Annotated in this window: 19 protein-coding genes, 3 tRNA genes and 3 rRNA genes; 13 read left to right on the plus strand and 12 right to left on the minus strand. The window is 48.7% G+C overall.

The window, feature by feature from the left end; all coding sequences use genetic code 11:
* Positions 1-53: 53 nt before the first annotated feature.
* Positions 54-130 (plus strand) — tRNA-Met (locus tag F569_RS0111140).
* Positions 131-280: 150 nt separating this feature from the next.
* Here F569_RS0111140 and F569_RS0111145 read toward each other — a convergent pair.
* The 6 genes from F569_RS0111145 to F569_RS17680 form a co-directional block, all read right to left on the minus strand.
* Positions 281-1,480, minus strand: a complete 1,200-nt coding sequence (locus F569_RS0111145) for an AIPR family protein (RefSeq protein WP_026942273.1) — start codon at positions 1,478-1,480, stop codon at positions 281-283.
* Between the two features lie 274 nt (positions 1,481-1,754).
* Positions 1,755-1,869, minus strand: a 5S ribosomal RNA gene (gene rrf, locus F569_RS0111155).
* 272 nt (positions 1,870-2,141) lie between these two features.
* A 23S ribosomal RNA gene (locus F569_RS0111160) occupies positions 2,142-4,926 on the minus strand.
* Between the two features lie 303 nt (positions 4,927-5,229).
* A tRNA-Ala gene (locus tag F569_RS0111165) sits at positions 5,230-5,305 on the minus strand.
* A gap of 164 nt (positions 5,306-5,469) precedes the next feature.
* Positions 5,470-5,546, minus strand: a tRNA-Ile gene (locus F569_RS0111170).
* Positions 5,547-5,742: 196 nt separating this feature from the next.
* Positions 5,743-7,221 (minus strand): 16S ribosomal RNA (locus tag F569_RS17680).
* The 16S, 23S and 5S rRNA genes sit together here with 2 tRNA genes alongside, the layout of an rRNA operon.
* 678 nt (positions 7,222-7,899) lie before the next feature.
* Here F569_RS17680 and F569_RS0111180 point away from each other — a divergent pair.
* Together F569_RS0111180 and F569_RS17685 are read left to right on the plus strand one after the other, a co-directional pair.
* A complete protein-coding gene (locus F569_RS0111180; protein ID WP_051279813.1) occupies positions 7,900-9,294 on the plus strand; it encodes an alkaline phosphatase in 1,395 nt (464 codons plus the stop codon).
* Between the two features lie 100 nt (positions 9,295-9,394).
* Positions 9,395-10,378 (plus strand): TraB/GumN family protein, encoded by a 984-nt coding sequence (locus F569_RS17685; protein WP_154813723.1) that lies wholly within the window; start codon positions 9,395-9,397, stop codon positions 10,376-10,378.
* A gap of 33 nt (positions 10,379-10,411) precedes the next feature.
* Here the strand turns inward: F569_RS17685 and F569_RS0111190 are convergent, their stop codons facing one another.
* The 3 genes from F569_RS0111190 to F569_RS0111200 form a co-directional block, all read right to left on the minus strand.
* Complete coding sequence (locus tag F569_RS0111190; protein ID WP_233353655.1) at positions 10,412-11,425, minus strand: SO2930 family diheme c-type cytochrome; 1,014 nt, start codon at positions 11,423-11,425, stop codon at positions 10,412-10,414.
* A 102-nt stretch (positions 11,426-11,527) separates the two neighbouring features.
* Positions 11,528-12,739, minus strand: coding sequence for a parallel beta-helix domain-containing protein (locus F569_RS0111195; protein ID WP_233353656.1), 1,212 nt, complete (start codon positions 12,737-12,739; stop codon positions 11,528-11,530).
* A 73-nt stretch (positions 12,740-12,812) separates the two neighbouring features.
* Positions 12,813-13,874 (minus strand): NAD(P)/FAD-dependent oxidoreductase, encoded by a 1,062-nt coding sequence (locus tag F569_RS0111200; RefSeq protein ID WP_162143775.1) that lies wholly within the window; start codon positions 13,872-13,874, stop codon positions 12,813-12,815.
* A gap of 107 nt (positions 13,875-13,981) precedes the next feature.
* On the opposite strand from F569_RS0111200, the gene F569_RS0111205 reads away from it, so the two are divergent.
* A complete protein-coding gene (locus F569_RS0111205; RefSeq protein ID WP_084168995.1) occupies positions 13,982-15,733 on the plus strand; it encodes a carboxylesterase/lipase family protein in 1,752 nt (583 codons plus the stop codon).
* A gap of 7 nt (positions 15,734-15,740) precedes the next feature.
* Here F569_RS0111205 and F569_RS0111210 read toward each other — a convergent pair whose 3' ends face one another.
* Positions 15,741-16,688 carry a carbon-nitrogen hydrolase family protein gene (locus tag F569_RS0111210; RefSeq protein WP_026942279.1) on the minus strand — a complete coding sequence of 316 codons (948 nt, stop codon included), beginning with the start codon at positions 16,686-16,688 and terminating at the stop codon, positions 15,741-15,743.
* Between the two features lie 120 nt (positions 16,689-16,808).
* Here F569_RS0111210 and F569_RS0111215 point away from each other — a divergent pair, with 120 nt between their 5' ends.
* From F569_RS0111215 to F569_RS0111245, 7 genes are all read left to right on the plus strand, one after another.
* Positions 16,809-18,260, plus strand: coding sequence for a TadE/TadG family type IV pilus assembly protein (locus F569_RS0111215; protein ID WP_026942280.1), 1,452 nt, complete (start codon positions 16,809-16,811; stop codon positions 18,258-18,260).
* A 40-nt stretch (positions 18,261-18,300) separates the two neighbouring features.
* The gene (locus F569_RS0111220) at positions 18,301-18,915 is read left to right on the plus strand and encodes a class I SAM-dependent methyltransferase (RefSeq protein ID WP_026942281.1); all 615 of its coding nucleotides are present in this window, start codon (positions 18,301-18,303) and stop codon (positions 18,913-18,915) included.
* Positions 18,916-18,997: 82 nt separating this feature from the next.
* Complete coding sequence (locus F569_RS17690; protein ID WP_084168996.1) at positions 18,998-19,972, plus strand: cation diffusion facilitator family transporter; 975 nt, start codon at positions 18,998-19,000, stop codon at positions 19,970-19,972.
* 49 nt (positions 19,973-20,021) lie between these two features.
* A complete protein-coding gene (locus tag F569_RS0111230) occupies positions 20,022-20,699 on the plus strand; it encodes a glutathione S-transferase family protein (RefSeq protein ID WP_026942282.1) in 678 nt (225 codons plus the stop codon).
* Position 20,700: 1 nt separating this feature from the next.
* On the plus strand, positions 20,701-21,735 hold the full coding sequence (gene queG / locus F569_RS0111235) for a tRNA epoxyqueuosine(34) reductase QueG (protein WP_026942283.1): 1,035 nt from the start codon (positions 20,701-20,703) through the stop codon (positions 21,733-21,735).
* Positions 21,736-21,752: 17 nt separating this feature from the next.
* The gene (locus F569_RS17695; RefSeq protein ID WP_051279815.1) at positions 21,753-23,144 is read left to right on the plus strand and encodes a glycosyltransferase; all 1,392 of its coding nucleotides are present in this window, start codon (positions 21,753-21,755) and stop codon (positions 23,142-23,144) included.
* Positions 23,131-23,346, plus strand: coding sequence for a hypothetical protein (locus F569_RS0111245; protein WP_034388591.1), 216 nt, complete (start codon positions 23,131-23,133; stop codon positions 23,344-23,346). The genes F569_RS17695 and F569_RS0111245 overlap by 14 nt, the downstream gene beginning before the upstream one ends.
* On the opposite strand, the gene F569_RS17700 is transcribed toward F569_RS0111245, so the two are convergent.
* Together F569_RS17700 and F569_RS0111255 are read right to left on the minus strand one after the other, a co-directional pair.
* Complete coding sequence (locus F569_RS17700) at positions 23,343-24,449, minus strand: MBL fold metallo-hydrolase (RefSeq protein WP_034388593.1); 1,107 nt, start codon at positions 24,447-24,449, stop codon at positions 23,343-23,345. The genes F569_RS0111245 and F569_RS17700 overlap by 4 nt on opposite strands.
* Before the next feature lie 50 nt (positions 24,450-24,499).
* Complete coding sequence (locus tag F569_RS0111255; protein ID WP_034388596.1) at positions 24,500-25,111, minus strand: nitroreductase family protein; 612 nt, start codon at positions 25,109-25,111, stop codon at positions 24,500-24,502.
* A 72-nt stretch (positions 25,112-25,183) separates the two neighbouring features.
* Between F569_RS0111255 and F569_RS17705 the strand changes: the two genes are divergently transcribed.
* Positions 25,184-25,681 (plus strand): RidA family protein, encoded by a 498-nt coding sequence (locus F569_RS17705; RefSeq protein ID WP_051279816.1) that lies wholly within the window; start codon positions 25,184-25,186, stop codon positions 25,679-25,681.
* Complete coding sequence (locus tag F569_RS0111265; protein ID WP_026942286.1) at positions 25,678-26,820, plus strand: GNAT family N-acetyltransferase; 1,143 nt, start codon at positions 25,678-25,680, stop codon at positions 26,818-26,820. Before F569_RS17705 ends, F569_RS0111265 begins: the two co-directional genes overlap by 4 nt.
* The last annotated feature ends 26 nt before the right edge of the window (positions 26,821-26,846 follow it).

The raw sequence follows: 26,846 nt of genomic DNA on the forward strand, positions 1-26,846 counted from the left end.
CTTTTTCCGCAGTTACCGCTTGATATCTGCGGCTATGACACATATATGACGCGCGCGGGGTGGAGCAGCCCGGTAGCTCGTCAGGCTCATAACCTGAAGGTCGTAGGTTCAAATCCTACCCCCGCAACCAGTTTCAAAAACAGCCCGCTCACAAGCGGGCTTTTTTGTGAACAACGTGCAGAAAAAACGCGCAGCCTTAGCGCGTTCTTTTATGCGCGAATTAACTACATGCCTCAGTTAACATCCACCTTCCGTAAAAGGTGTATGTTTCTCCTGACAATTATAAAAACTTAGAAACAATTTTCTCTAAATCTTGAAAACAAGACTTATAGACTAATGGGGATTTCCCAACTTTATCAGGAGCCCCTTTTTCCAAGGAACAAGTATCCACTAAACGTTCTATAGATTTAGGAAGTAAAGTTTCTAGGGGAACTTTCCATTCAAATATTCCAGCTTCGACATCAAGGTGCACATTTGCCCTAAAAGCAGAAATTATTGGATACGCCCAGCCATTAGGTACGAGATACTCTGTTTTTTCGTTTATGAAATGAAGTTTTATATTTTTTCGCTTAACAGACACTGCCTTCCCAGCAGATGTTGCTAAGATACCTTTTTTTACCTCATCATGTAATCGTAATATCTCAGGCAACTTGGAGATTAAGAGAATGACTAACTTTTTTTCTTTTTTTGCATCCTCCGAAAAATACGTTAGCCCATATTTCCGACTGTTATAGAGAGATGTAGGAAACTTATTTTCGGGGAAGCGTTTAAGATTAAACATTTCAAGTAGGCATAAGACTTGAGAGATATAAAACTCACCATCTCCGCCCTGTTTGTAGAAAATTGCCTCCGCCCCTGGTTCGCCGACCATAATTTTCTTTATTTCTTCAAACTCTCCAATCAATTCAGCCAGAGACGGATCATCAACTTGCTTACTGCGATTAAGGCCCTCCGCCATTTCAACAACTTTGTCTTGTTCAATCTGACTCATTACATGAACTCGGACATAGGCATCCCTCAACGACTTAACTTTCTCTGCATCTGCCGTTTCTACAGCGTCTATAATAGCTGCATAAGTGTGTCCTCCGTTGACGATACCGTGAACCTGAGAATCTGACAGAACAAGCTCCATATACTCTTGTGAACCCGCTTGCTTGTAAGTTTTGACATCCTCAACAAGCAAATAGATGCCTTGATTTTTAATGGCCATGTCTCTTGGGTTTTCGTAAAGAGTTTCGAAAATCCCTTTAACTACATTTCCAGTAAGAGCGTTTTTTTCATCTCTTCTTGGGTTTCGGGGATTTACTTCAAGAAAATTTTCCAAATCAATAGGGATATCAGTTACCCTGACAAATGCACTTCCTAGTTTTGCACCATTCATTTCTGGAAGCGGTTGGCTTCGGAAAGAGTTTACTGGAATTTTAATTGAGGTTTTAGCACTTTTACGCAGGCCAAGCGTTTTTGTAGACGCACTTTGCATCGTAGTTCTCCTTAAGTGTAGAAAACATATGTTCGCTACGGATGAGCCATAAGCGGTAATGCCGATGGCAACAGCGGTATAATTACTCACTGCATAAAGGTATGGTTAGGAGATGATGAAAATAATTGCAAGGCCAACTGTGGATAAAGTAGAAACTGGGTCCCCGCCTTCGCCAGGCTGGGTGGTATATTCCAAACACAAAAAAGCCCCGCCAGATTTCTCTGAGCGGGGCTTAATTTTGTTTATGTGGAGGGTATTAATATTGCTTGGATAAACCGGGCGGCGACCTACTCTCCCGTGCCTTAAGACAAAGTACCATCGGCGCTGAGAGGCTTAACGACCGAGTTCGGAATGGGATCGGGTGGGGACCTCTCGCAATAACCACCCGGTTAATGCAAGCAATAAGGACGCTCTTTCCGTAAGGAAAAGCGTTCAACCTAACATTTTATCGAAGATAAAACTGTTAGGCTCAGTGTTTCGCACAACACAGTCTCAAAAAATAAACTAAGGGTGTTTGTTTTTTGAGGCATTATGTTTTTCGGTAATGCGAATAACTGTAATAGTAAAGATATCGTCTGGTGTGTTTATTTAATTTGTTCTTCGAGCGAATTAATCGCTGCGCACGAACACCGTGTTATGAAAATCTCTAAGAAACCTGAAATGAATCAAGCCAATCGAGTTATTAGTACTGGTAAGCTCCATATGTTGCCATACTTCCACACCCAGCCTATCAACGTTGTGGTCTACAACGACTCTCAGGGGAGTTCTAGTATTGAGGGGGGTTTCCCGCTTAGATGCTTTCAGCGGTTATCCTGTCCATTCATAGCTACGCTGCAATGCAACTGGCGTTACAACAGCTCCACCAGAGGAATGTCCACCCCGGTCCTCTCGTACTAAGGGCAGATCCTCTCAAAACTCCTACTCCCACGGTAGATAGGGACCGAACTGTCTCACGACGTTCTAAACCCAGCTCACGTACCGCTTTAAATGGCGAACAGCCATACCCTTGGGACCTTCTCCAGCCCCAGGATGCGATGAGCCGACATCGAGGTGCCAAACAACGCCGTCGATATGGACTCTTGGGCGTCATCAGCCTGTTATCCCCAGCGTACCTTTTATCCGTTGAGCGATGGCCCTTCCACTCGGGACCACCGGATCACTATGACCGACTTTCGTCTCTGCTCGACTTGTCAGTCTCGCAGTCAGGCTGGCTTATGCCATTGCACTCAACGACCGATTTCCGACCGGTCTGAGCCAACCTTCGCGCGCCTCCGTTACTCTTTGGGAGGCGACCGCCCCAGTCAAACTACCCACCACACAGGGTCCCGGAACCGGATAACGGTCCGCGGTTAGACATCCATAAGGACAAGGGCGGTATTTCAAGGGTAACTCCCCGCGAGCTGGCGCCCACGGTTCAAAGTCTCCCGCCTATCCTACACATATCATTACAAATGCCACTGTGAAGCTGTAGTAAAGGTGCATGGGGTCTTTCCGTCTAGCCGCGGGTACCTCGCATCTTCACGAGGAATTCAATTTCACTGAGTCTATGCTGGAGACAGCGGGGAAGTCGTTACGCCATTCGTGCAGGTCGGAACTTACCCGACAAGGAATTTCGCTACCTTAGGACCGTTATAGTTACGGCCGCCGTTTACTTGGGCTTCATTTCGCGGCTTGCACCACTCCATTTAACCTTCAAGCACCGGGCAGGCGTCAGACCCTATACGTCGTCTTGCGACTTCGCAGAGCCCTATGTTTTTAATAAACAGTCGCCACCCCCTGGTCTGTGCCCCCTATAAAAACTTGCGTTCATACAGGGCCTCCTTCTCGCGAACTTACGGAGGTAATTTGCCGAGTTCCTTCAGCATAGTTCTCTCAAGCGCCTTGGTATGCTCTACCTGATCACCTGTGTCGGTTTGGGGTACGGTCTCATGTGGGAGCTATTTCCTGGAACGTCTTCACCGCACCCTCAATCCAATAAGGGGATACGATATACGACATCCGTCACTACCCACTGGCCCAGGAATATTAACCTGGTTCCCATCGACTACGCCTTTCGGCCTTGCCTTAGGGGCCGGCTAACCCTGCGCTGATTAGCATTGCGCAGGAAACCTTGATCTTTCGGCGAAGGGGTCTCTCACCCCTTTTATCGTTACTCATGTCAGCATTCTCACTTCCGATACCTCCAGGATCCCTCACAGGATCCCTTCACAGGCTTACGGAACGCTCCGCTACCGCGCACAAAGTGCGCCCGTGTCTTCGGTGAATGGCTTAAGCCCCGGTACATTTTCGACGCGGGAGCGCTTGACCAGTGAGCTGTTACGCTATCTTTAAAGGATGGCTGCTTCTAAGCCAACCTCCTGGTTGTTTAAGCACTCTCACATTCTTTACCACTTAGCCATTACTTAGGGACCTTAGACGACGGTCAGGGCTGTTTCCCTTTCCACTACGGACCTTAGCACCCGCAGTGTGTCTGCCAGATAGTACTCCTCGGTATTCGGAGTTTGGTTAGGTTTGGTAAGACGGTGAGTCCCCCTAGCCCATCCAGTGCTCTACCCCCGAGGGTATTCATCTGACGCTCTACCTAAATAGATTTCGCGGAGAACCAGCTATCTCCAGATTTGATTGGCCTTTCACCCCTAGCAACAAGTCATCCCCTCATTTTTCAACATAAGTGGGTTCGGTCCTCCAGTGCATGTTACTGCACCTTCAACCTGCTCATAGCTAGATCATCTGGTTTCGGGTCTAATCCTACTAACTCAGTCGCGCTATTAACACTCGGTTTCCCTGCGCCTACACCTATCGGCTTAAGCTTGCTAGTAAGACTAAGTCGCTGACCCATTATACAAAAGGTACGCCGTCGCCCCGCAAGGAGGCTTCGACAGCTTGTAGATTTCCAGTTTCAGGAACTGTTTCACTCCCCTCGTCGGGGTGCTTTTCACCTTTCCCTCACGGTACTTGTTCACTATCGGTCGCACAGGAGTACTTAGGCTTGGAGGGTGGTCCCCCCATGTTCAGACAGGATTTCACGTGTCCCGCCCTACTCGAGGGCTATATAAATCATTACTCATACGGGACTGTCACCCACTATGGTTAAGCTTTCCAACTTATTCTGATTGTATTTATATAGCCACTGGCCTGATCCGCGTTCGCTCGCCACTACTAACGGAGTCTCGGTTGATGTCCTTTCCTCCGGGTACTGAGATGTTTCAGTTCCCCGGGTTTGCTTTTTTACCCTATATATTCAGGTAAAAATACCTAACACAAACCTTGATACTAAAACCTCGAAAGAGATTAAAATATCAGGGTCTGTAAAGGTGGGTTTCCCCATTCAGAAATCTCGGAGTCAAAGGTTATTCGCACCTCGTCCGAGCTTATCGCAGCGTATCACGTCTTTCGTCGCCTCTGTGCGCCAAGGCATTCACTAGAAACCCTTGTAACGCTTGATTCTTCAGATTCTTGAGATGGTCAAACATACCGACCAGAAGTTTGGTATGCTTAACCTCAATTTCATTGTTTGGCGTTCATGCGCAGTGAATAATACGCTATAAAAGAGACATATATATTTACTACCATAAACAGCCAGACGATATCTTTACTATTAAAGTCCATCCTTGGAAAATTAGTCATTACATTTATGTGCATTCGATGTCGAATGCGTAACGAACTGGGCGGATGAACCCTCCATATACGATTTCAAATATCCAATCGATAACGAATTATCGAAAGAAACTTGTAATTGGTGTTGAAAATGGTGGAGCTTAGCGGATTCGAACCGCTGACCCTCTGCTTGCAAAGCAGATGCTCTACCAACTGAGCTAAAGCCCCCAGAGCAATATTTTGCAAAGCAAAATTTGCGGAGCTTGCGGAACATTTGTAGCGATATTTGCGCAGCAAATTCGCGGGAATGTTTTGCAAGTGGCCTGCACGCGATTGACTACGTCATTCGCTGTCGCAGGTTGCTGCTTTCTTTGCTTCGCAAAAGAAGCAGCTGGTAGGCCGAAGAAGACTTGAACTTCCGACCTCGCCCTTATCAGGGGCGCGCTCTAACCAGCTGAGCTACCGGCCTCCATATCAACACGTTTATAACCTATCGCAGCCCATATTGGCGCAGCGGCTATAAACTAAAAGGGAAGAGAAACGAAGACGGCGCCTGGCCGTTAAGTGATCCATAACACCGGAGAGGCGTATGGACCTTATATTTTCTAAAAGACTAAAAAAGTGCGTGTCCAATAAAGGACGAAGACCTTCAAAACCTTCCTTAGAAAGGAGGTGATCCAGCCGCAGGTTCCCCTACGGCTACCTTGTTACGACTTCACCCCAGTCGCTGACCCTACCGTGGTTGGCTGCCTCCAGTAAACTGGTTAGCGCACCACCTTCGGGTAGAACCAACTCCCATGGTGTGACGGGCGGTGTGTACAAGGCCCGGGAACGTATTCACCGTGGCATGCTGATCCACGATTACTAGCGATTCCAACTTCATGTCTTCGAGTTGCAGAAGACAATCCGAACTGAGACGCCTTTTAGGGATTAACCCTCTGTCAGCGCCATTGTAGCACGTGTGTAGCCCTACCCGTAAGGGCCATGAGGACTTGACGTCATCCCCACCTTCCTCCGGCTTAGCACCGGCAGTTCCGCTAGAGTGCCCAACTAAATGCTGGCAACTAACAGTGAGGGTTGCGCTCGTTGCGGGACTTAACCCAACATCTCACGACACGAGCTGACGACAGCCATGCAGCACCTGTGCACGGTCCAACCGAATTGAAGAAATCCATCTCTGGAAATCGCGACCGGCATGTCAAGGGTAGGTAAGGTTCTGCGCGTTGCTTCGAATTAAACCACATGCTCCACCGCTTGTGCGGGCCCCCGTCAATTTCTTTGAGTTTTAATCTTGCGACCGTACTCCCCAGGCGGAGAGCTTAATGCGTTAGCTGCGTCACCTACAGGCATGCCTGCAGACAACTAGCTCTCATCGTTTACGGTGTGGACTACCAGGGTATCTAATCCTGTTTGCTACCCACACTTTCGTGCCTCAGCGTCAGTATATGTCCAGTAAGCCGCCTTCGCCTCTGGTGTTCCTCCTAATATCTACGAATTTCACCTCTACACTAGGAATTCCACTTACCTCTCCATATCTCTAGATTACCAGTTTTAGAGGCAGTTCCGAGGTTGAGCCCCGGGATTTCACCCCTAACTTAATAATCCGCCTACGCACGCTTTACGCCCAGTAATTCCGAACAACGCTAGCCCCCTCCGTATTACCGCGGCTGCTGGCACGGAGTTAGCCGGGGCTTCTTTACTAGGTACTGTCATTATCATCCCTAGCGAAAGAATTTTACAACCCTAAGGCCTTCATCATTCACGCGGCATGGCTGGATCAGGGTTGCCCCCATTGTCCAATATTCCCCACTGCTGCCTCCCGTAGGAGTCTGGGCCGTGTCTCAGTCCCAGTGTGGCTGATCATCCTCTCAGACCAGCTATAGATCGTCGCCTTGGTGAGCCATTACCTCACCAACTAGCTAATCTAACGCGGCCCCATCTTTCACCGATAAATCTTTCCCCCGGAGGGCGTATACGGTATTAGCAGTCGTTTCCAACTGTTGTTCCGTAGAAAAAGGTAGGTTGCCACGCGTTACTCACCCGTCTGCCACTTTCCACTCACCGAAGTGAGCTTCTCGTTCGACTTGCATGTGTTAAGCCTGCCGCCAGCGTTCGTTCTGAGCCAGAATCAAACTCTCATGTTGAAAGTTGATCCGACTGTCGTTTTAACTGGCATGACATATAAATATGTCTTGCTTCGTTGCGTTTCAAAGAAATAACGAAAACCTCTATCAGAGCATAAGCTCATCAAGCGATTTCATTATTTTCATAAAGAGAAACGTCATAAACAGTCGTTCAAATGTTTGTGCAGTTTGTTACCAAATCTGCGTCACAGTCAAACGCCGCCTGCGTCTCTCTTCCCAATATTCACAATGTCAAACAGCTATGGAATTAAGTTAGACTTTTTTCCAAAACAAAAGGCCTTCCTAAAAGGCCTTGGCGCCCGCTAAGTGTTCCTCAGCGAGGAGCGCTATATAGGGAAACGATTTTTCACTTGCAACACCTTTTTTTCAAAAAATGCATAAAAATCAAGATAAGTTCTAATTTGACGCTTTTTATTAAAAAAACCCAATAAAACCGAGGTTTTTAGACGTCAAACTTATCCACAGCCTGTGTAATTTAGGGCTTACTAAGGCGTTTTCTAAGGCTTGCTCATGTTTCCGAAGTGTTTCCTTATCAGAAAATTCAAAAAAAAGCAAATACGGTGAGAGATTCTTGCCTGCGCGCCTCCTGAAAACGATGTTAATCGGGTCGATAATAATGCAGAAACACTCTGTAAGAATACATTTTAATCTGAAAACTTTCTGCGGGAGCCTGATTCCATGACACATTCTCAAACTCTGCTTGCTTTAAAAACGCTCTCTTCGACGGCACTTGGCGTTGGTACAGCGATTTTATTATCAGCTTGCTCTCAAGCGAACACCCTCACGCGGGATAATCCTGCTGAAGCTTCGGCTAAAAAACCCGCTAAAAACGTGATTCTCTTTATTGGCGACGGCATGGGCATCTCGACAATTACTGCGGCCCGAATATTTGATGGGCAATCTCAAGGCAAAAAAGGCGAAGAACATCAGCTTGCATTTGATAAATTTGAGAATGTGGCTCTAGTTAAAACCTATAATACGAATGCCCAAGTCCCGGATAGCGCCGGAACGGCTACCGCAATGATGTCTGGCTATAAAACAAATATAGGCGCTGTAAACGTTCCGTCTGCCTTATTGGATGCCCGCTCCGCGGATAGCTGTAATCCCGACGCCCTACCGCCGACACTCACAAAACGTGCGCAAGATGCTGGCAAAGCCGTTGGCATTCTCTCTACCGCCCGAATTACTCACGCGACGCCTGCCGCTATGTATAGCCACTCGCCCTCTCGTGATCTTGAAGCAGATAAAGATATTCAAGGCGTCTTTGCCGCTTGCACCAGCATCGCCCAACAAATGGTCGAAAGCCAAGCCGAGGTCATAATGGGCGGCGGCTTTAAAGAGTTCTCTGAGGCGCAAATGGAAACGCTGCGAACTGACTTTATATATGTGGGTAATAAAACAGAGATGATAAACGCGAAAACAGGCAAATTACGCGGTCTTTTTAATCGCTCACATATGAGTTTCGAAGCGGACCGTAACGAGACAGATGAGCCTTCTCTGGCCGAAATGACATCGGTCGCCATTGACCGCCTCTCTTCTGACGAGGATGGCTATGTGCTTATGGTTGAGGCTGGCCGTGTGGATCACGCGCATCATGGTATCAATGCTTACCGCGCCCTAACCGACGCGCAAGCACTCAATGAAGCGGTCAAAGTTGCCGTCGCGAAAGCCAATGATGATACGCTGATCTTGGTGACCGCTGATCACAGTCACGTCTTTACAATGGCAGGATATCCAGTCCGCGGCAATCCGATCTTGGGCCTTACCAAGGGCTTTAACCGTGAAACCCAGCAAGTTGAAATCATCAAAGACCAGGACGGCAAGCCCTATACAACGCTCGGCTATCATAATGGCCCCAATGTGCGCGAAGCGGATAGCCCTGCACTCACTGATAATATGGTGCAAGCCAAAGATTACCGCCAACAAACAGCTGTAAATCTCGGCAGTGAAACCCATGGCGGTGAAGACGTCGCTCTCTATGCTACAGGCCCGGGTGCAGAACATGTGCGCGGGGTGATGGAGCAGAACAAAATTTATGATGTCATGGCAAAAGCTATGGGGTGGGAGGACTAGCTATAAAACATCTCTCATAATCACGTTTGCCTTGTAAGGCTTACCTCTTATAACCCTTAAATTGACTGCCAAATTCCATAAAACGAAAGCTCTTTATATCATGACACATTTTACGCGCCTTCTTCTGTCCGGCACAGCTGCGCTCGGACTTCTTTTCTCTGCGTGCCAAGCGAAATCTGATGCACCTGCTGCAAAATTGGCGGATGACGTCAGCAAAGACGAAATGGTGGCGATGATGAAAGACGCTATGGTCGATGCCAAAGCGACTTCGGGCAGCGGCTCTCCCGCAATGTGGACATTCTCAGATGAGGATACGACCGTTTATTTGTACGGCACTGTTCATTTGCTCAAACCAAGCGTAACGTGGCGCTCTCCTGCACTGGATGCCGCGCTCGCTGAGGCAGATACATTAGTTCTAGAAGCCGATGTTGCCAGCCCAGAAAGCGCCGCAGGACTGCAAAGACTTGTTATGGAATATGGCGTCTTTTCAGACGGACAATCATTATCGGGCCTTTTGGAAGACGATGATGAAGCCGTCGTCTCCGCCGCTTTGCAAGCCAATGGCATTCCAATGCAAGCAGTTGACACAATGAAGCCTTGGATGGTTGGACTGCAACTGAGTATGATGCAAATTATGCAAGCGGGTTATGATCCCCAATCGGGCGTCGAGACTGTTCTGATGGCTGATGCCAAGGATAAGAAACTGGCCTATTTAGAAACAGCAGAAACTCAGATCAAAGCGCTCGGCGGCGCGCCATTGGACGAGCAAGTGCAAGGCCTCATGGCCACGCTCAGCTCTATGGAACTCGGCGAAGAATATCTCGACACATTGGTTGCAGAATGGGCTGATGGCGACGTGAAAGGCATTGGAGCTTTAATGGCCAACCCCGCCATGTTCGGAACGCAGGACAGTTATGACGCTTTGCTGACCACGCGAAATAAGAACTGGGTTCCCGGTATAAAAGCTCTTTTAAACGAACCGGGCACAAAACTCGTCGCGGTTGGCGCCGGACATCTGGCCGGCCCGGACAGCGTTGTGAAAATGCTTAAGAAAGACGGTATTAAAGTCAAAGCCGTAAAATAGATCAACTAAAGCCTTGCCGTAATAGGCAGGGCTTTATCCGCAGGATGAGTCCAGTTCGGCGATCCAGCTTTCCAAAAGCTTGGCACCCTCATGATGCGTTAAGCTACGCCCCAGTTCCGGCATCATCGCGCCGGGATCCCGGGTTTCCATACGGTAAAGCATAATAGAGTCTTGGGGCTTACCGGGATGAATATCATATTTTCGGCCGCCCGTTCCGCTGCCCGCTGCGACGGCATTTTTACAAATACCTAAATGCGGCGCACTTTGATTGTCTGGATTAAGATGAAGGCCCGACGTATCAGCAGGGCCAACAGGATTATGGCAATGCGCGCAATTTATATCAAGATAGGCGCGCACACGCCCTTCAAGAGGCACGTCAACATTATCCCAGACCGCGCTGCGGGGCCGCTTTATCGGAGCCTTATCTAGATAAGCTAGATCAATCCACTTATCGAGCTGGTTCATTGCGCCTTCGGCATAGGCATAGTCACCATTTAAATGGCGCGCTTTAGGCCCGATAGGGGATATCACACGCGTTGTATTATTTGGCGCATGGCATCCTGCGCATTGGTTCATATTCGGCACTGCATAATTAAAAGGCGTCAATGCGCCATCATCCGATAAAGTCAGCTTCACGATATCGCCAATGCGGGTCAGCTTCGCTTCTGTTTCCTCGTCATTCCAAACATAAGACAGAGGCTCCCAACCTGCCTCTCGGCGCACCAAAAGACGGGTTTCTATCAGGCGGTTTTTAGACAACTCCAACCCGGCCAAAGAGGTAACAGGCTGAATATCTTTTTTCTTAAAAACAAGATCGCCTTCACCAGCAGGATAATAAAAAGTCTTTGAAATCACCGTTCCGACAGGGAAGCTTAAGATATCGTCTTGTTGATATTGCGCCGCCATGCCGCCCGGCATCCAAATTGTACGAAGCTTATGAGCGTAATCTGTGAAAAGCGGTGTATTAAGTGAATAGGGCAGAACGCCCTCTCCTAAATCTAGCTGTCCATTCTTAGCGCTTAAAATCCCCCATTCGCTAAGGCTCACAGGGTTTTCGGATGAGTGAAATAGGGGCGTTACTTTTTTAGCGCCGCACCCCGACAGTATTAAAGCAACAAATAAGATCCACGGCCTCATTTAGCCAAGACCTTATTCGGCCGAGGCAAGCGAGATGGCGGGTAGCGGGTCAAGCTTACAGCTAAATGGCTCAGCTTCGACGCGCGGGTTTTTATTACCGCCTGGCATATCTGCGTTTAACACCTGAACGTCATCTTGAATGCAAATTTGCGCGCTTTCCAACGCGTCATTGATATACCCGTCCCAAAGCACATCAGGAAACTTACCCTTTAATCCAAATATAGCCGTCTTTAGCGCCTTCAGTTCAAGCCCGTCTGGTTTGTCACCACCCCCAACATAGCGGTTACTGTGGAGACTGATCTGCTCAGGATAAGGATCAAATGTCTCTTCCATGCCTTTATCCCCGTAATTGGAGGTAAAGATGGACGAAATAATGACATTAGCGGTTCTGTGATCTCTGATGTCATTATTGAAAATTTCGACTTTATCATGAGAGTTGACCACCACACCGGAGCCGGCAGGAATACTGGCCACGGGAGTGCCTTTATGGCCAAAATTTTTCGTATTGTTCCCATAGATCTCATTTTCATAGACCCGCACATTCGCGCCATATTGCATCAGGTTCGGCATATTAAAGACCAGAATGCCGCCCGTATTATTCACCGCAACATTATTATAAACATCCGCATCTTGTGTGTTTTCAATCTCGATTCCTGCGACATTAAATTCAGCCCTGTTATTGCGCACAACAACATTTTTGGACTGCCCCACATAAATGCCCGCATCAGCCGCCGCGATCGCCACGCAGCCTTCGATCAGGACATTAGTCGTTTGAACGGGGTAAAGCCCGTAAGCGCCATTTTTCGTATCCGGTCCATTTGTCCATTCTGTGCGGACATTGCGAAAGACAATATTATCGCCTTCATTGACTTTAATCGCGTCACCCACAGAATCTTCAACAGCGAGATCTTCGATGGTGAAATCCGAAGCGGTAACCAATAAACCTTCCGCGCCTTGCACTTGGTTCTTGAAACTCAATATCGTTTTATCCATCCCCGCGCCGCGAATGGTAACGCCGTCCACAGTCAGGCTAAGGCCCCGGTCAAAGGAAAATGTCCCTTCAGGAATGGTGATCACGTCGCCCGGTTTGGCGTCAATAAGCTGCGTGAGTAATATGTCTTGATAGCTTTTATCACCGGATGTTTCAGGCGGCGTCTCTGCGGCACACGCCGTAAGTACCGTGATTGCAGAAAACGCTAAAATCGATCCTTTAAATCTCATCATATTCCCCTTTTTGTTTTCTTTGAAACTGGCGGGTTTTAGAGAGAAGGTCAATACGGCTTAAGGCAACTCACATCTATCCGAGCTTAAACCTCTCATCTGTTTCGTCGTCCATAATCATCTTTGTGATTAAATTCCCTGATCCCGCACAGAGTGTCCAACCCATATGGCCATGCCCTGTATTCACCCATAATCCGGGAACGTCCGTTCCGCCAATATAAGGACGTCCTGCTTTGGACATAGGGCGTAAGCCTGACCATATTTCGGTCGCGGGTTTAAGCTCGCGCATGACCTGCGGCGCAAGTTCACACCAGCGTTGGAGCAAGGGCCTCGCGCTGGCTTGGTTAATAGTGCCCGATAGGCGTAATTGATCCTCGAACACTGTCATGGCCGAATGTGATTGCGCGTCCATAAGAGGAGCGAAGGGCAGTTGCATGTCTGGCTTTTCAAAATTCACAGCAAATCCGCGCAAAGGCGTCATAGGAATATCGATATCAAGCGCCGCTAACAGCTCCGGGCTTTGCGGTCCTGCAGCAATTACAATGTGATCACTTTGAAAGACGTGTCCTTTCATCTGAGCCGTCACGCCTTGATGCCCGCGCCGAATACGAAGATCTGGAGCGTCATATATAAAGGTCGCGCCGCGGTTTTTCAGGTCAGCCTCAAGAGCCAAGGCATAATCTCGCGCATTCCCCCAAAGGTCCGTTTCGAAATAAAGTGCAGGATGACCCAATGTAGCCTCAGCATCTAAGACAGCGCGGGAGACCACACCCTCTTCATCATAGCGCTTTTGGGCCTCGCGCGCAGACATCATATCAGGATAGATCTTATAACAGCCAGGAACTGGATTATCTTTGAAAAGTCCCAAGGAGATCAAACTGTCTTGTAAGAGCGTGCGGGACGTCAACGCCAGCTCATGAACTGAACGTAAAGCGCCTGACCGCATAGGACTGGCTACGTTCCAAGGGCGTGATTGACTAGGGTGTATCATCCCAGAATTTGCGTAACTTGTTCCTCTGGCTGGTCCGGAACGGGCCTCTATAACGGTGACACCGCACCCGCGGGACAACAGAGCGTCAGCCGTAGAAAGCCCGATCAAACCGGCCCCGACGATTAAGATATCTAAGCGCTTTGGCATAACTCCGCCTATATCAATAAACGCGCTTAGATAAAGACTGATTTGCATCTTTTCGGGCTTCTGTGCCATGGTCGGCGAAGTATAGTTTAAAACACATGAAAGCCTGAATGATGTCCGCCATTAAAAATATTCTACTAGGAAGCCTCATCTTAGGATTAGCCGCATGCGGGACGAAAGAAAAAATTACGCCCGATGCTCTAATCAGCACCCCGCAGGGCCCTGTTCAAGGCGTGAGCACCGATGATGACGGGATTTATAATTTTAAAGGCCTTCCTTTTGCGGCCCCGCCCGTCGGTGATTTACGCTGGGCCGCCCCAAAGTCCGCCGAAAACTGGCAAGAGACTTATCTCGCCGATACATTTGGCAATCGCTGCATGCAGCCCTCTGATGTTGAAGGGGGTTTCTTCAACCGCTTGATTGAAGGACATGGACTTGGTAGTTTCAAGAACTTCTTGATTACCCGCGCCGTTGCCGCTCAAAAACCTTCTCCTATGAGCGAGGATTGCCTTTATCTAAATGTGCGGACAGGAAACCTCCCCGGGGATGATGTGGCAGTAAAAGAGCCCCAACCCGTTATGGTCTGGATTCATGGCGGCGGGCACCAATTTGGGTCCAGTGATTTTAACTATTATCAAAACAATGCGCTGGTGAAAAACGGCGTGGTGCTTGTCACTATTAACTACCGACTAGGGGCCATGGGATATATGGCCCATCCCGAGCTTTCAAAAACTGACCCCAATAGTGTCTCGGGCAATTACGGAACACTTGACCAGATTGCCGCGCTAAAATGGGTAAAAGACAATATCAGCGCTTATGGCGGCGATCCTGATAACGTCACAATATTTGGCGAAAGCGCAGGTTCATGGTCCGTGACCGAAATGATGGCAAGCCCCTTAGCCGCAGATCTGTTTCACAAAGCCATAGGACAAAGCGGGGCCTCATCATATCATATGGGTCAAATGGAGGGCGATGGCGTCGGCTGGCCAAGCGGCTATAAGACAGGTTCAAAAGTTGCCTCTGCCCTTGGATTTGAAACGCCCACAGCAAAGCAATTGCGGGCAGTACCGGCGAAAGAGCTGCAAAATATCGTTACGGAAGAGATGAGTGAAGGCTTTCACCATATCAGAGACGGATATGTCTTCCCTGAGAATGTCGGCCTCGCCTTTGCCAAGGGCGCATATAATAAAGTCCCAATGCTTTTCGGATATAACTCCGATGAAGGCACGCTCTTCTTCCCAGATGACACGCAGCCCACGGTATGGCTACCTGATGTAACACCCGGCGACAAAGCTCAGTTAGAAACGAAATTGTCCGAGGCGTTTCCAGATAATGCTAGTCAAATTATCGATCTATATGATTTGGACTCAAACTTTACTGAGGGCGGAACCCAAATGATGGGCGATGAAATATTTGGTGTAAATATTCGCTATGTCGCCCAGCAAAATGAGGCCCATGGCGAAGATAGTTTCCTCTATTTTTTCTCTCGCATTCCCCCCAGTGAAAAGCAAACATTAGGCGCATTTCACGCCGCCGAAATACCCTTTGTTTTTGGCAGTCACGAACCCGTTTTGGGACTATCAGATGATGATAAGGCTCTGACAGATTTGATGCAGAATTACTGGGTCAATTTTGCGAGAACGGGAAACCCAAATGGTGATGGATTACCGGGCTGGCCAAAGCATGATGGTCAAAACTGGATGCATTTTAGTGCCAATACAGGACTGAAATCTGGATCAGAAAGTGGTATTCGCCAAGAAAAACTGGATGCACTTCAGGAAGGGCTTATGGTGAAGTTAAAGGCCCTGGACAGCGCTCAAAATCCACCTCAAATGGAGGCGCCGACGGCCGCACCCAATTAAGCCAGGCCTAATCCTCGCTATCGAAACTGACAAGGCTTTGGCGTGTGCGATTCACGATCAGCCGGGTAACTTCAGGACGTGAATAATGCCCTGACGGATCGAAATTTTGACGCTCCCGGCGCACAAATGCGGGATCCAAGGTGCAATAGCGAATAGATTCCACGCCTATTTCCGGCGGCAATAACCATGTGCCGTCTGGATTGGCTACGCAGGACCCGCCATTGGCCGGCATAGCCCCTAAAGCCGCTTTAATCTCGTCTGCATAAGGCGTCTCTTCGCGCACATCCTCCGGCCTCATTATTGCGGAAACAGAGATAGAATAGCTGCGGCCCTCTTTGGCCAATACTCGCGTTAAATCTTCGGTATTGCGGTCACTTCCTGGCCAACAGGCCACATGCAGATCTTCGCCTTGTGCATATAGCGCTGCGCGGGAGAGCGGCATCCAATTTTCCCAGCAATTCAGGCCGCCCACAGTAAATTCGCCGAGCTTATGCGTGACTAATCCATTTCCGTCCCCTGGCGACCAGACTAGCCGCTCTTCATAAGTGGGCTGTAACTTACGGTGCACCGATTGAATGGTGCCGCCCGCGTCAATATAGACATAGCTGCAATAGAGTGAATGCCCTGAACGATCCCCTGCTCGTTCAATAATGCCTAAATAACAGGCCATTTTTGCGTCTTTTAGTGCCTTGCAAACATCCACTAAATGCCCTTTTTCAATCGTGACCGCTTGGTCAGAATAATGGGCGAAAAGCTCTTTTTGTTTCGCGTCGTTAAATTTCGCCCCGCCAGTTCCATCAAGCCAAAAAGGGTAGCCAGGGACAAAGCCTTCAGAAAAAACAATGAGGTCTGCATTTTCGGCCTTAGCAGAGGCGATAGCGCCAAGCACTTTGGTTAATCCTGCCTCGCGGCTAAGCCAGGCGGGAGAAAGCTGCGGTAGGGCGAGTTTAAGCATTGAAGTTCCTGATATTTAAAGGACTTACGAAACAATATTCACTGTTAATTAAGCCTGTTTGTAAACCGCGCGAAAAGCATTTTTTACTAGGCTGTCGCCAAAGCACAAGTGGGATAGCATATGTTAAAGAAATATTTACAAGACACATCTGGTAATTTTGGGATCATGTTTGGCTTAGCCGCCTCGGGACTTCTAATGGCCGTTGGCGTTGCCGTCGATTATGCGGGAATGACAAGTCAGCGTTCAAAATTACAGAACTATATTGATGCGGCTGTGCTCGCAGCTGTGACGTCAGACACAAAAGACCTCAATGAGCTTCAAAAAATTGTGGATGAGCGTATTGCTTTGCTGAATGTGGATGGATGGAACATTAAAGCGCCCGTTCGCTTTGATGGTGATGATTTGGTCATTGACGCCAAGTCAAAATATGATGCGGTTTTGATGGGACCGGCTTTAAAACTTTTGGGCAATGACCCCGAGGGCAAGCTGGGTGTGGGTACATCAACCGCGGCTCCTATGGTGTCTGAAGAAATGCTGAATATAGCCTTGGTCTTGGATACCACAGATTCTATGGAAGGGAGCAATATTGACGGCTTAAAACTCGCTGCAGATGAACTTCTGGATGACTTGCAAGCCTTTGGAGACAATGTTCAAGTGTCAATTGTCCCATTCGGACAATATGTAAATATTGAATCACAACGCGGGAAGTCTTGGTTGGATCTCAGCCAAGAAGGCATGACTGATAACTATATTAACGAAGCCGTTGAGCAACAAAACGTCGTCACACCAAGTGTTTGCACACCTACGGGTAAGAAAATTCCAGGTGGGAAAAAATTTCGTGACGGCGTCGAAATTGGCCGGCATGCGGATCGCGATGAACAAACATGTACAGACCCTGTTCTGGGGCCACCCACTACAGTTTACCGAAACTATCAGCGTAATTACCGATGGAATGGCTGTGCCGGGTCGCGTGACATGGGAGACAACATTAAAGCCGCCTATAATGGAGTGAAAATCCCTGGGGCTATGGAAGTCTATTATACTGGCGATCTGACGCATACAGAGAGAAGCGCAAATTGCGGCGATGAAATGATGCCGCTCGGAAACGATTTCACGAAAATGAAAGGCTTGATTAGCGGTCTTTCGACATCTGGGGATACCTACCTACCAGCTGGCCTGATTTGGGGGTGGCGAACATTGATGCCATCAGCTCCTTTAACACAGGCCGCCTCTTCCCCTGACAAGACCCAAACGGTTATGATATTTATGACCGATGGATTTAACACATTGTCTCAGGACGGCGTCTACCATGATGGATGGAATAGAGAAAACGGCATTGAAGTCGCGAGAGACATTTGCAAGAACATCAACGACGATAATATCTCTGTTTACACAGTCGCATATAATATGCCGACAATAGATGATGCAAATGAGACACGCGATCTTTTAAAACGATGTGCGTCAGATTCGTCAAAGAGTTTTGAAGCCAGAGATGCAGATCAACTTAAAGCGACCTTTAAAAAGATTGTAAATAGTCTTGGAACAGTGCGCCTTAAATACCGCCCAAGCTAGAGCCTTTGCACTAATAGCAAGGCCGTGATAGGCCTTGCGCATGGGTCTTTATAACAAACACGTCTTACCATTAGTCTTAGATAAGGCCTGCGGCATCAAACCGATCACCAAGCAGCGCGAGAAAGTGGTGCCTCTGGCAGAAGGTGTCGTGCTAGAGATCGGAATTGGGTCGGGTCAAAACCTGCCCCATTACGATGCGTCTAAAGTGACTAAGATTATTGGTATTGACCCTGATGAGCATATTTGGAAACGCTCAGCAGCCCGAAGAAAAAACAGTCCGATAAACATAGAGCGCATAGGTTTATCAGGTGAGGACATTCCGCTTGATAATAACCAAGTTGATAGCGTGGTTGTAACATATTCGCTCTGCACTATTCCTGACCCCGTCAGAGCGCTTAAAGAAATGAAGCGTATTCTAAAACCTGGCGGAAGGATTTTATTCTCCGAACACGGCAAAGCCCCAGATGACGCCGTCAATAAATGGCAAAACCGCATCGATCCTCTCTGGAAGAAACTTGCAGGAGGCTGCCATTCAGGGCGCGATATCCCGGCGCTATTTACCCAAGCCGATCTGAAATTTGATGACCTTCAAGAAATGTATATCCCCGGCCCGAAAGTCTTGAGCTACAATTATTGGGGCGTTGCCAGGGCCTAATTATACCCCAAGATCATTTCAAAAATTTGGACAAATAGGACTCGCGCCTTATTCTGTAATGCTATAACACCACAGCCTTGTTATGAGTACGCAGATCGATATATCGGAACAGGCGGATATGCCAGACAGGCGTGGACGTCCCGGACGGCTACCGCTTGAGGGGTCATCGCGAATAACCCGCCGCATTACAGCGATCGCGGTCTGTGTCGGTTTAGTCTTAGCCGTAGGAAAGTGGTTTGTTTGGCAAGAAAGCCACTCCGTAGGCATTCTTTCATCACTTGTTCATTCTGCTCTGGATTTATTCGGGGCTATTTCCAGTTTTTTCGCCGTCAGATATGCGGCTCGGCCGCCGGATGGTGAGTACCGTTTTGGACGCGGTAAAGCTGAGAGTTTCTCAGCCGTTTTCCAAATTTGTCTTATCGTGTTGGGAGCTTTCCACCTGATCGAGGAAGTCTTCCACCGCGTATCTCATCCTGAACACCTTGTGCAAGGCGGTTTTGCGATCGCCATGATGCTTGTCTTTATTGCAATCACGATCTGGCTTCTCATAGCGCAAAGCTGGGCTATTCGCGCGACAGGCTCCATTGCCGTCAGAGGGGATCGCGCTCATTATATGGCGGACCTTTTTGCGAATGTCTTTGTTATCCTGGGCATTGCGCTCTCAACATTTACGCCCTTCGTCTGGGCTGATGCCGCTGTAGGCGGATTAATGGCACTTTGGCTTTTATGGACAGCCTTCAAAATCGCAAAGCTGGCTTGGGCTCAACTTATGGACCAGGAACTAAACATCGAAGAACGTGCCTTGATCACGCGTCTGGCGCTACAAGACCCGCAAGTTCAGGCCGTTCATGACCTGCGTACACGCGCGTCAGGCCCTCATATTCATATTCAAATGCGTCTGGACTTAGATGACTCGATCTCACTTTCGGATACACATGATATTGTTTTGGCTGCGGAAAAGCGCATGATGGCCGCTTTCCAAGCCGCAGATATTTTAATTTACCCTCACCCGATAAGCTGCGAGCATAATCACGGAAATGAACATTTCCATAATTAAGTGTATCTGCATTAAGGACTCGTTACCCATATTTTTGTAATGTGACGTAATGCGCAAACTCTACCACTACCCACTCGACCCCGCCTCACGTCAGGCCAGGATTGCGCTTGCCGAAAAGAAACTCAAAGTTAAGTTAGAACCTATTGACCCTTGGAGTCCGGATAAGTCTTTTTTGGAACTCACGCCCGAAGGGCTACCGCCGACACTCATTGACATTATTCCTGGCAGCACTGTCACTATTTCAGGCGCGCGGGCCATTTGCGAATATACAAATGACGGCTCCCCCCGCCATCCTCTTTTGCCGGAGGACCGCGTCGAGCGCGCCGAGGCCCGCCGCATAGCCGCTTGGTTTGACATGAAATTCACGCAAGAGGTCAATGCCTATATCCTGCATGAAAAAATCGAAAAGAGCCTTACAGGATCCGGCCCTGCTGATCCGCAAACTTTGCGAGAGGGGCGAGAGCATTTACAGTTCCATCTCACCTATCTCAGCTGGCTTTTGGAACGACGTGATTGGCTTGCTGGAAATAGCTTCAGTCTGGCCGATATTGCCGGAGCCGCTAATATTTCCTGCCTTGATTTTTTAGGTGAAATCAAATGGCGAGATTGGCCTGATCTTAAACGGTGGTATCAAACCGTAAAGTCACGTCCCTCCGTCCAGCCTCTCTTGCAGGACCGCGTTGCAGGACTTCGCGCGCCTCGCCATTACGCAGATCTGGATTTTTAACATGACCGCGCTCTCAAAGCGCGTTTTAAAACGCTGTCAGGCCTTGGGGTTTACACCGCCACATATCGTGGATTTAAACCAATTTGGAACTGTTGCAGGACAAGGCTTGCGAGACTTTATCGCAAAACATCACCACGGCACGATGGCTTGGTTAGCTGAAACAGAAACGCGCCGCAATCATCCCCAGAACCTCTGGGCTGAAGCAAGGTCAGCAATCGTACTAGGGCTAAATTACGGCCCTGAAACGGATCCTTTGGTGACCCTTACTCAAAAAGAAAAAGCAACCATTTCAGTCTATGCCCGCAACAGAGATTATCACGATATTATAAAAGGACGGTTGAAAGAACTTGGCGGGCTGATCGCGCAGGACACGCATGAGGACATTAAAGTCTTTGTTGATACGGCCCCGCTTATGGAAAAACCCCTCGCGGCCATGTCGGGCCTTGGCTGGCAGGGAAAACATACCAATCTCGTAAACCGAGATTACGGGTCTTGGTTATTTTTGGGCGTGATATTAAGCGCGGCCCCCCTCACCCCGACGCCGCCTGAAATTGATCATTGCGGAACGTGCCGCGGATGTCTGGACATATGTCCGACAGACGCTTTTCCTGCGCCTTATCAATTAGATGCCCGCAAATGCATTTCTTACTTAACCATTGAACATAAAGGCGCTGTCGATGAGGACCTACGCGTGAAAATGGGGAACCGCATTTACGGCTGTGATGATTGCTTGGCCGTCTGTCCTTGGAATAAATTTGCACAAGAGGCCTCCGAAATAAAGCTTAAAGCCCGTCCGGATTTAGAGGCCCCAGACTTAGCGGCGCTTGCCTCACTCTCTGATGCAGAGTTTCGAACGCATTTTTCAGGCTCTCCAATTAAACGGATTGGCCGCACTCAATTCATTCGAAATGTGCTTTACGCGATTGGAAATAGCGCACGTCCAGATCTAATAAATGCTGCTGTTCAGCATAGTGATGCTGCAGATGCCGTCGTAAGAGAAGCCGCAAAATGGGCAATCGAAAGACTTAAGAGCTAAGATATATTGAGGATTATATGAAGAGTGGGGCTTTAGAGAAAATCGGGCATGCGGATAATTTATCTCCCAACTTTATAACGCAACTCCTAGCGTTTATCTTATTGGTGGGGCTTGCCGTGGGCATAATGTTTTCGGGAGCGAAAACAGTTTTAAACCTTACCGGGTTAATTGCGCTTATCAGCGTGATATATGCAGCTTTGCGCCTAACAGCTTGTCTGAAGCGCAAACCAAAGATGACCCATGATACTGAGCGAGATGAGTGGCCCTTTTACACCGTCTTAGTCCCGCTCTTTCACGAAGCCAATATGGTGCCCCACCTGATGGGAGCGCTCAGTAAGCTTGATTATCCCGTAGACCGGCTTGAAATTTTCATGATTTGTGAAGCCGTTGACCCAGCAACTATTGCCGAGGTACGCAAACGCGCAGGTGGTGTTTTTCACCTAATTATTGTTCCGCCAGGCTCGCCGCAAACAAAACCTCGCGCCTTGAACTTTGCTATGCATCGCGCTCGAGGTGAATTTGTAACCATTTATGATGCCGAAGACATTCCACATCCCCAGCAATTAAAATTCGCTGTTCAGGCTTTTGAAAATGAACGATGCTTGGGCGCTGTTCAGGCCCCTCTGGATTACGCGAATGCTAATCATAATGCGATAACACGTCAATTTGGTCTAGAATATGCGGCCCTGTTCCACGTTTGGCTCCCCTTTTTATCTGCGCTTGGCTTGCCGTTTCCGCTTGGCGGGACAAGCAACCACATGCGGCGCGAAGCCTTGGATGACGTCGAAGGATGGGATGCCCACAACGTGACAGAAGACGCTGATCTTAGCTTCCGGCTAGCAGCGCGAAACTGGTCGTTGAGTTATATCACGCCGCCAACGCAGGAAGAAGCCGTCGCAGATTTCAGCGCTTGGCATTTTCAGCGCGCCCGTTGGATGAAAGGCTATATGCAAAGTTGGCGCTGCCACATGCGCGCGCCCTTTGCGCCTGGCGGAGCGGCAGGGCTGGCAAGGTTTTTCACGCTACAGCTCACCTTAGGACTGACCCTTATCAGCGCGCTATTTCATCTTCCCGTTATGGCGGGTGTAGGCATTTACTGCCTCTATCAATATCTATTAGGCCTTCCGATTGAGATACCCATGCCCTTCCTCATAAGCCTCGGAATCAGTTACGCCGCAGGTATGATAATTGGCGCTGTTGGCGCATTGCGCGCTCAAAAACCAGCGCTTCTACTATCCGTGCCCTTTATGCCGCTTTACTGGTTTGCGCTTTGCGCCCCAACACTACGCGCTCTATGGGAGTTACGCCGAAATCCTTTTCATTGGCATAAAACCGCACATGGTGTTTACCTTTCCGAGCCCTTGAATTTGCCGCCTGAAACCCTAATTAAATCCAATGAGTATATCTAATGACCTACTGCTGACAACGACAGGTTTGGCGACTTGTGTTATAGTCGGTATTTTTGCATTTCGGAGGCATTTTGCCAAGCATGATAAGCTTAAGCCGCGCATGGTGCCATGGATCATTATAAGCCTAGGCGCAATTGCCACCGGCTTTATGTTACTAGTTCATTTGGTGAATATTTTGGGTATCGAGACGGGCCGCAATTAAGCGGCCGCTTTGTTACGTTTCGCTTTATAAGTAAATTGCCCAGCATCATTTAAACGCCGAGACACAAGTCCCCGTCCTTTGAGGCAGTTCAGATGCGCGATAGACTCGCCCACTGCCATTATACGATTGCTGTCATTTATTTCCCGCCGAAATAAAACTGAATAAACTTCAGTCGCGCGGCGGGGCTGCTCACAATGTTCCAATAATCGTGTGAGGGCTTTTTCATGATGCTCAACTAATTTATCTAGGCGGCGATGAGCTCCGCGAAAAGGTAAGCCGTGAGCCGGGCCTATGAGAACATCCTCAGGCAAAGAGGCTTTTAAATGTTTGCAGCTGGAAATCCAATCTTCGAGCGGATTACCTTCAGGTTCCGTAGGCCACACCGACACATTAGAGCTGATATTTGGGAGAAGCTGATCACCTGTCAGGCAAATATTCAGCTCAGGACAATAAAGACACGCATGTTCCGGCGAGTGACCGGACCCGATAATAACACGCCATTCGCGTCCATTAATTTTGCCCGTTTCCCCCGCCGTAAGACGGTCATAACTATGGGGCAGCGGAGTAATTGCTTTACCAAAGCCGCCAAATCGCATTTTATATAGCTCAATCTGGTCGGCCGTGAAACCTGCCTTCCGATAAAAATTTATACCCTCACGCGGCGCGACTTGCCCCGTATCAGCCGCCATTAAACGGCAAAGGAAATACTCCCCGCGCGTCATGAGGAGCGGGGCGCCAAATTTTTTGCAAATCCATCCTGCGAGCCCGGTATGGTCGGGGTGTAAATGCGTACAAATAACGCGGTTTACGGGGCGTCCGCCCATAAGCTGAGCAAAGTGCTTTTCCCAAATTGCTTTACTCTCTCGGTTACCAATTCCGGTATCGACAATGACCCATCCGTCACCATCCTTCAACGCCCATAAATTGATATGATCCAGCCCCTTCATAGGAAGATCAAAGCGCAGCCAAAACACTCCGTTGGCAATTTCCGTCGCGGAGCCACAAGGCGGCGCCTCATCAACGATAAATGTTAAAAGCCGTGAAGAGGTATCGCGCGGCGTGGTAAGGCTTTCATCGGGGGCTGTTTTTTCGGCTTTATTCATATGCGCGGTCTTACTCTATTTTGGTTCGCTTACCATTAAAATCTACACGCTCAAGAAGACCAGCGCGTGACAAGAGGCGTAAGTTCGGGGCGCGCTCTTTCCTTGGGGGGCTCCGTTGGGGTGCCAATATAGATAAATCCTGCGATTTTTTCTGAAGGCGAAAGCCCTAAAGCATCTTGTACATCTGCGTCATAAGCATACCATTCCGTCAGCCATTGCGCGCCAAAGCCTGCCGCTTGCGCCGCAAGACACAGATTATAGCACACCGCTCCGCAGGACAGCTCTTGCTCCCATTTAGGTGTTCCGCGTGGACACTCTTTTGGGGATGAGATAACCGCCACAACTAATGGCGCCCGTAAAAATCTCTGCCCTTCAAATATAGCTCTGTCTTGCGGCATATCAGGGTTCTTCTTCATGAAAGCCGCCGCAATATGTTGCCCGAAATCCGCCCGCGCTTTCTCTTGGAAGATTACAAAACGCCATGGGGTAAGCTTTCGGTGGTCCGGCACACGTGATGCGATCGTCAAGAGCTGTTGAATCACAGTCTCATCGGGGCCAGGCTCTGTCATAACTTTCGCCAGATTAGAACGCCGCATCTCCAAAAACCGCGTCACTTCAGGGTTTAAAGATGGCAACGGGAAAATGGTATCTGTATCGGGCATATTTCTCTCTATCTTAGCTTTACCGTAAATGGTAAATCCTCTAGCGCTTCGCAAGTAAAAAGGAATAAGCTTATGAGTTCTCCCGAAAGCAAACTCAAAGATCTCGGCCTAGCTCTGCCCGAAGCCGCGGCACCTGTCGCAAATTACGTGCCCTATGTCATTAGCGGGAATATGGTTTTCATTTCAGGTCAAATTTCGAAAATTGGAGATGAGGCGATTGGCGGACGTTTGGGGGAAGACCTCACGGTTGAACAAGGTCAAAAGGCGGCGAAACTTTCGGCGCTAAATCTGATTGCGCAGATGAAAGCGGCCTGCGGCGGAGACTTATCCCGCGTAGCGCGTGTTGTGAAATTAGGCGGCTTTGTTCAAGCCCTGCCCACCGCGACACAAGCGGACATCCCCAAAGTGATCAATGGGTGTTCAGACATCATGGTTGCTGTTTTTGGAGAGGCCGGACGCCATGCTCGCTTTGCTGTCTCTGCCCCAAGCCTACCGCTGGATGTGGCTGTTGAAATTGATGCTGTGATAGAAATAACCCTTCCGCAAGTTGGCGCCGTATATAGTCAGTGACCTCATCGCCTTACACCGCCAGAATATTAACCCGAATAAATGACGTTAGCGAAGCTGACTGGGACGCGCATCTGCCTGAAGGGAAACATCCCTTCCTCACTTGGCGGTTTCTAAATGCATGCGAAGAAAGCGGCGCAGCGGCGGAAGAAACAGGCTGGGCCCCGCGCCATATATGGCTCGAAGACGAAAATGGTAAAGCCGTCGGTTGCGCGCCGCTTTATGCCAAGACACACAGCCAAGGCGAATATGTTTTCGATCACAGTTGGGCTAATGCCATGGCGCAGGCCGGTATGGATTATTATCCCAAGCTACAAGGCTCTGTCCCGTTCACCCCTGCAACAGGGCCGCGTTTGCTGGCTAAAGATAAAGATACCAAGATCGGATTGATTTCAACTATGGTGCAGGCCTGTCATGAGTGGAATTATTCGGGAGTCCATTTGACATTCCTACAGGATGAAGACCTCGCGATTTTGAAGGAAACAGGCTTTGCCCATCGCGAGGACAGGCAGTTTCATTTTATCAATCGCGGCTATAAGAGTTTTGATGATTTTCTCGCTTCGCTTGCCTCGCGCAAACGAAAAAATATTCGCAAAGAACGCAAAAGCGCCCAAGAGGGTATCACCATCAAACGCCTCACAGGAGATGATTTGAAACCAGAACATTGGGATGTGTTTTGGCAATGCTATCTGGATACGTCCCGGCGCAAATGGGGACGGCCTTATCTAACACGAAAGTTCTTCGATATTATGCAAGAGACCATGCGCGATGACATTATTCTCATCATGGCATTTGACGGCGCAACGCCTATTGCCGCCGCGCTAAATTATATTGGATCAGACGCACTCTATGGCCGTAATTGGGGATGTCTTATCCAAAGGCCTTTTTTGCACTTTGAGCTGTGTTATTACCAAGCCATTGAAGCAGGGATTGAGCTTGGATTGCCCAAAGTCGAAGCCGGGGCCCAAGGCGAGCATAAATTAGCCCGCGGCTACGAACCCGTTGCCACACATAGCGCGCATTATCTTGCTCATGCCGGATTAAGAGATGCCGTTGAAGATTATCTAAAACGCGAGAGACATGCCGTAGAATATGAGATAAATATTTTAGGTAAACACACACCGTTTAAGAAAGAAAATTAAGTCATGTCATTAGTAAGATTGAGAAT

It is taken from the genome of Hellea balneolensis DSM 19091 (assembly GCF_000428525.1).
Classification (GTDB): domain Bacteria; phylum Pseudomonadota; class Alphaproteobacteria; order Caulobacterales; family Maricaulaceae; genus Hellea; species Hellea balneolensis.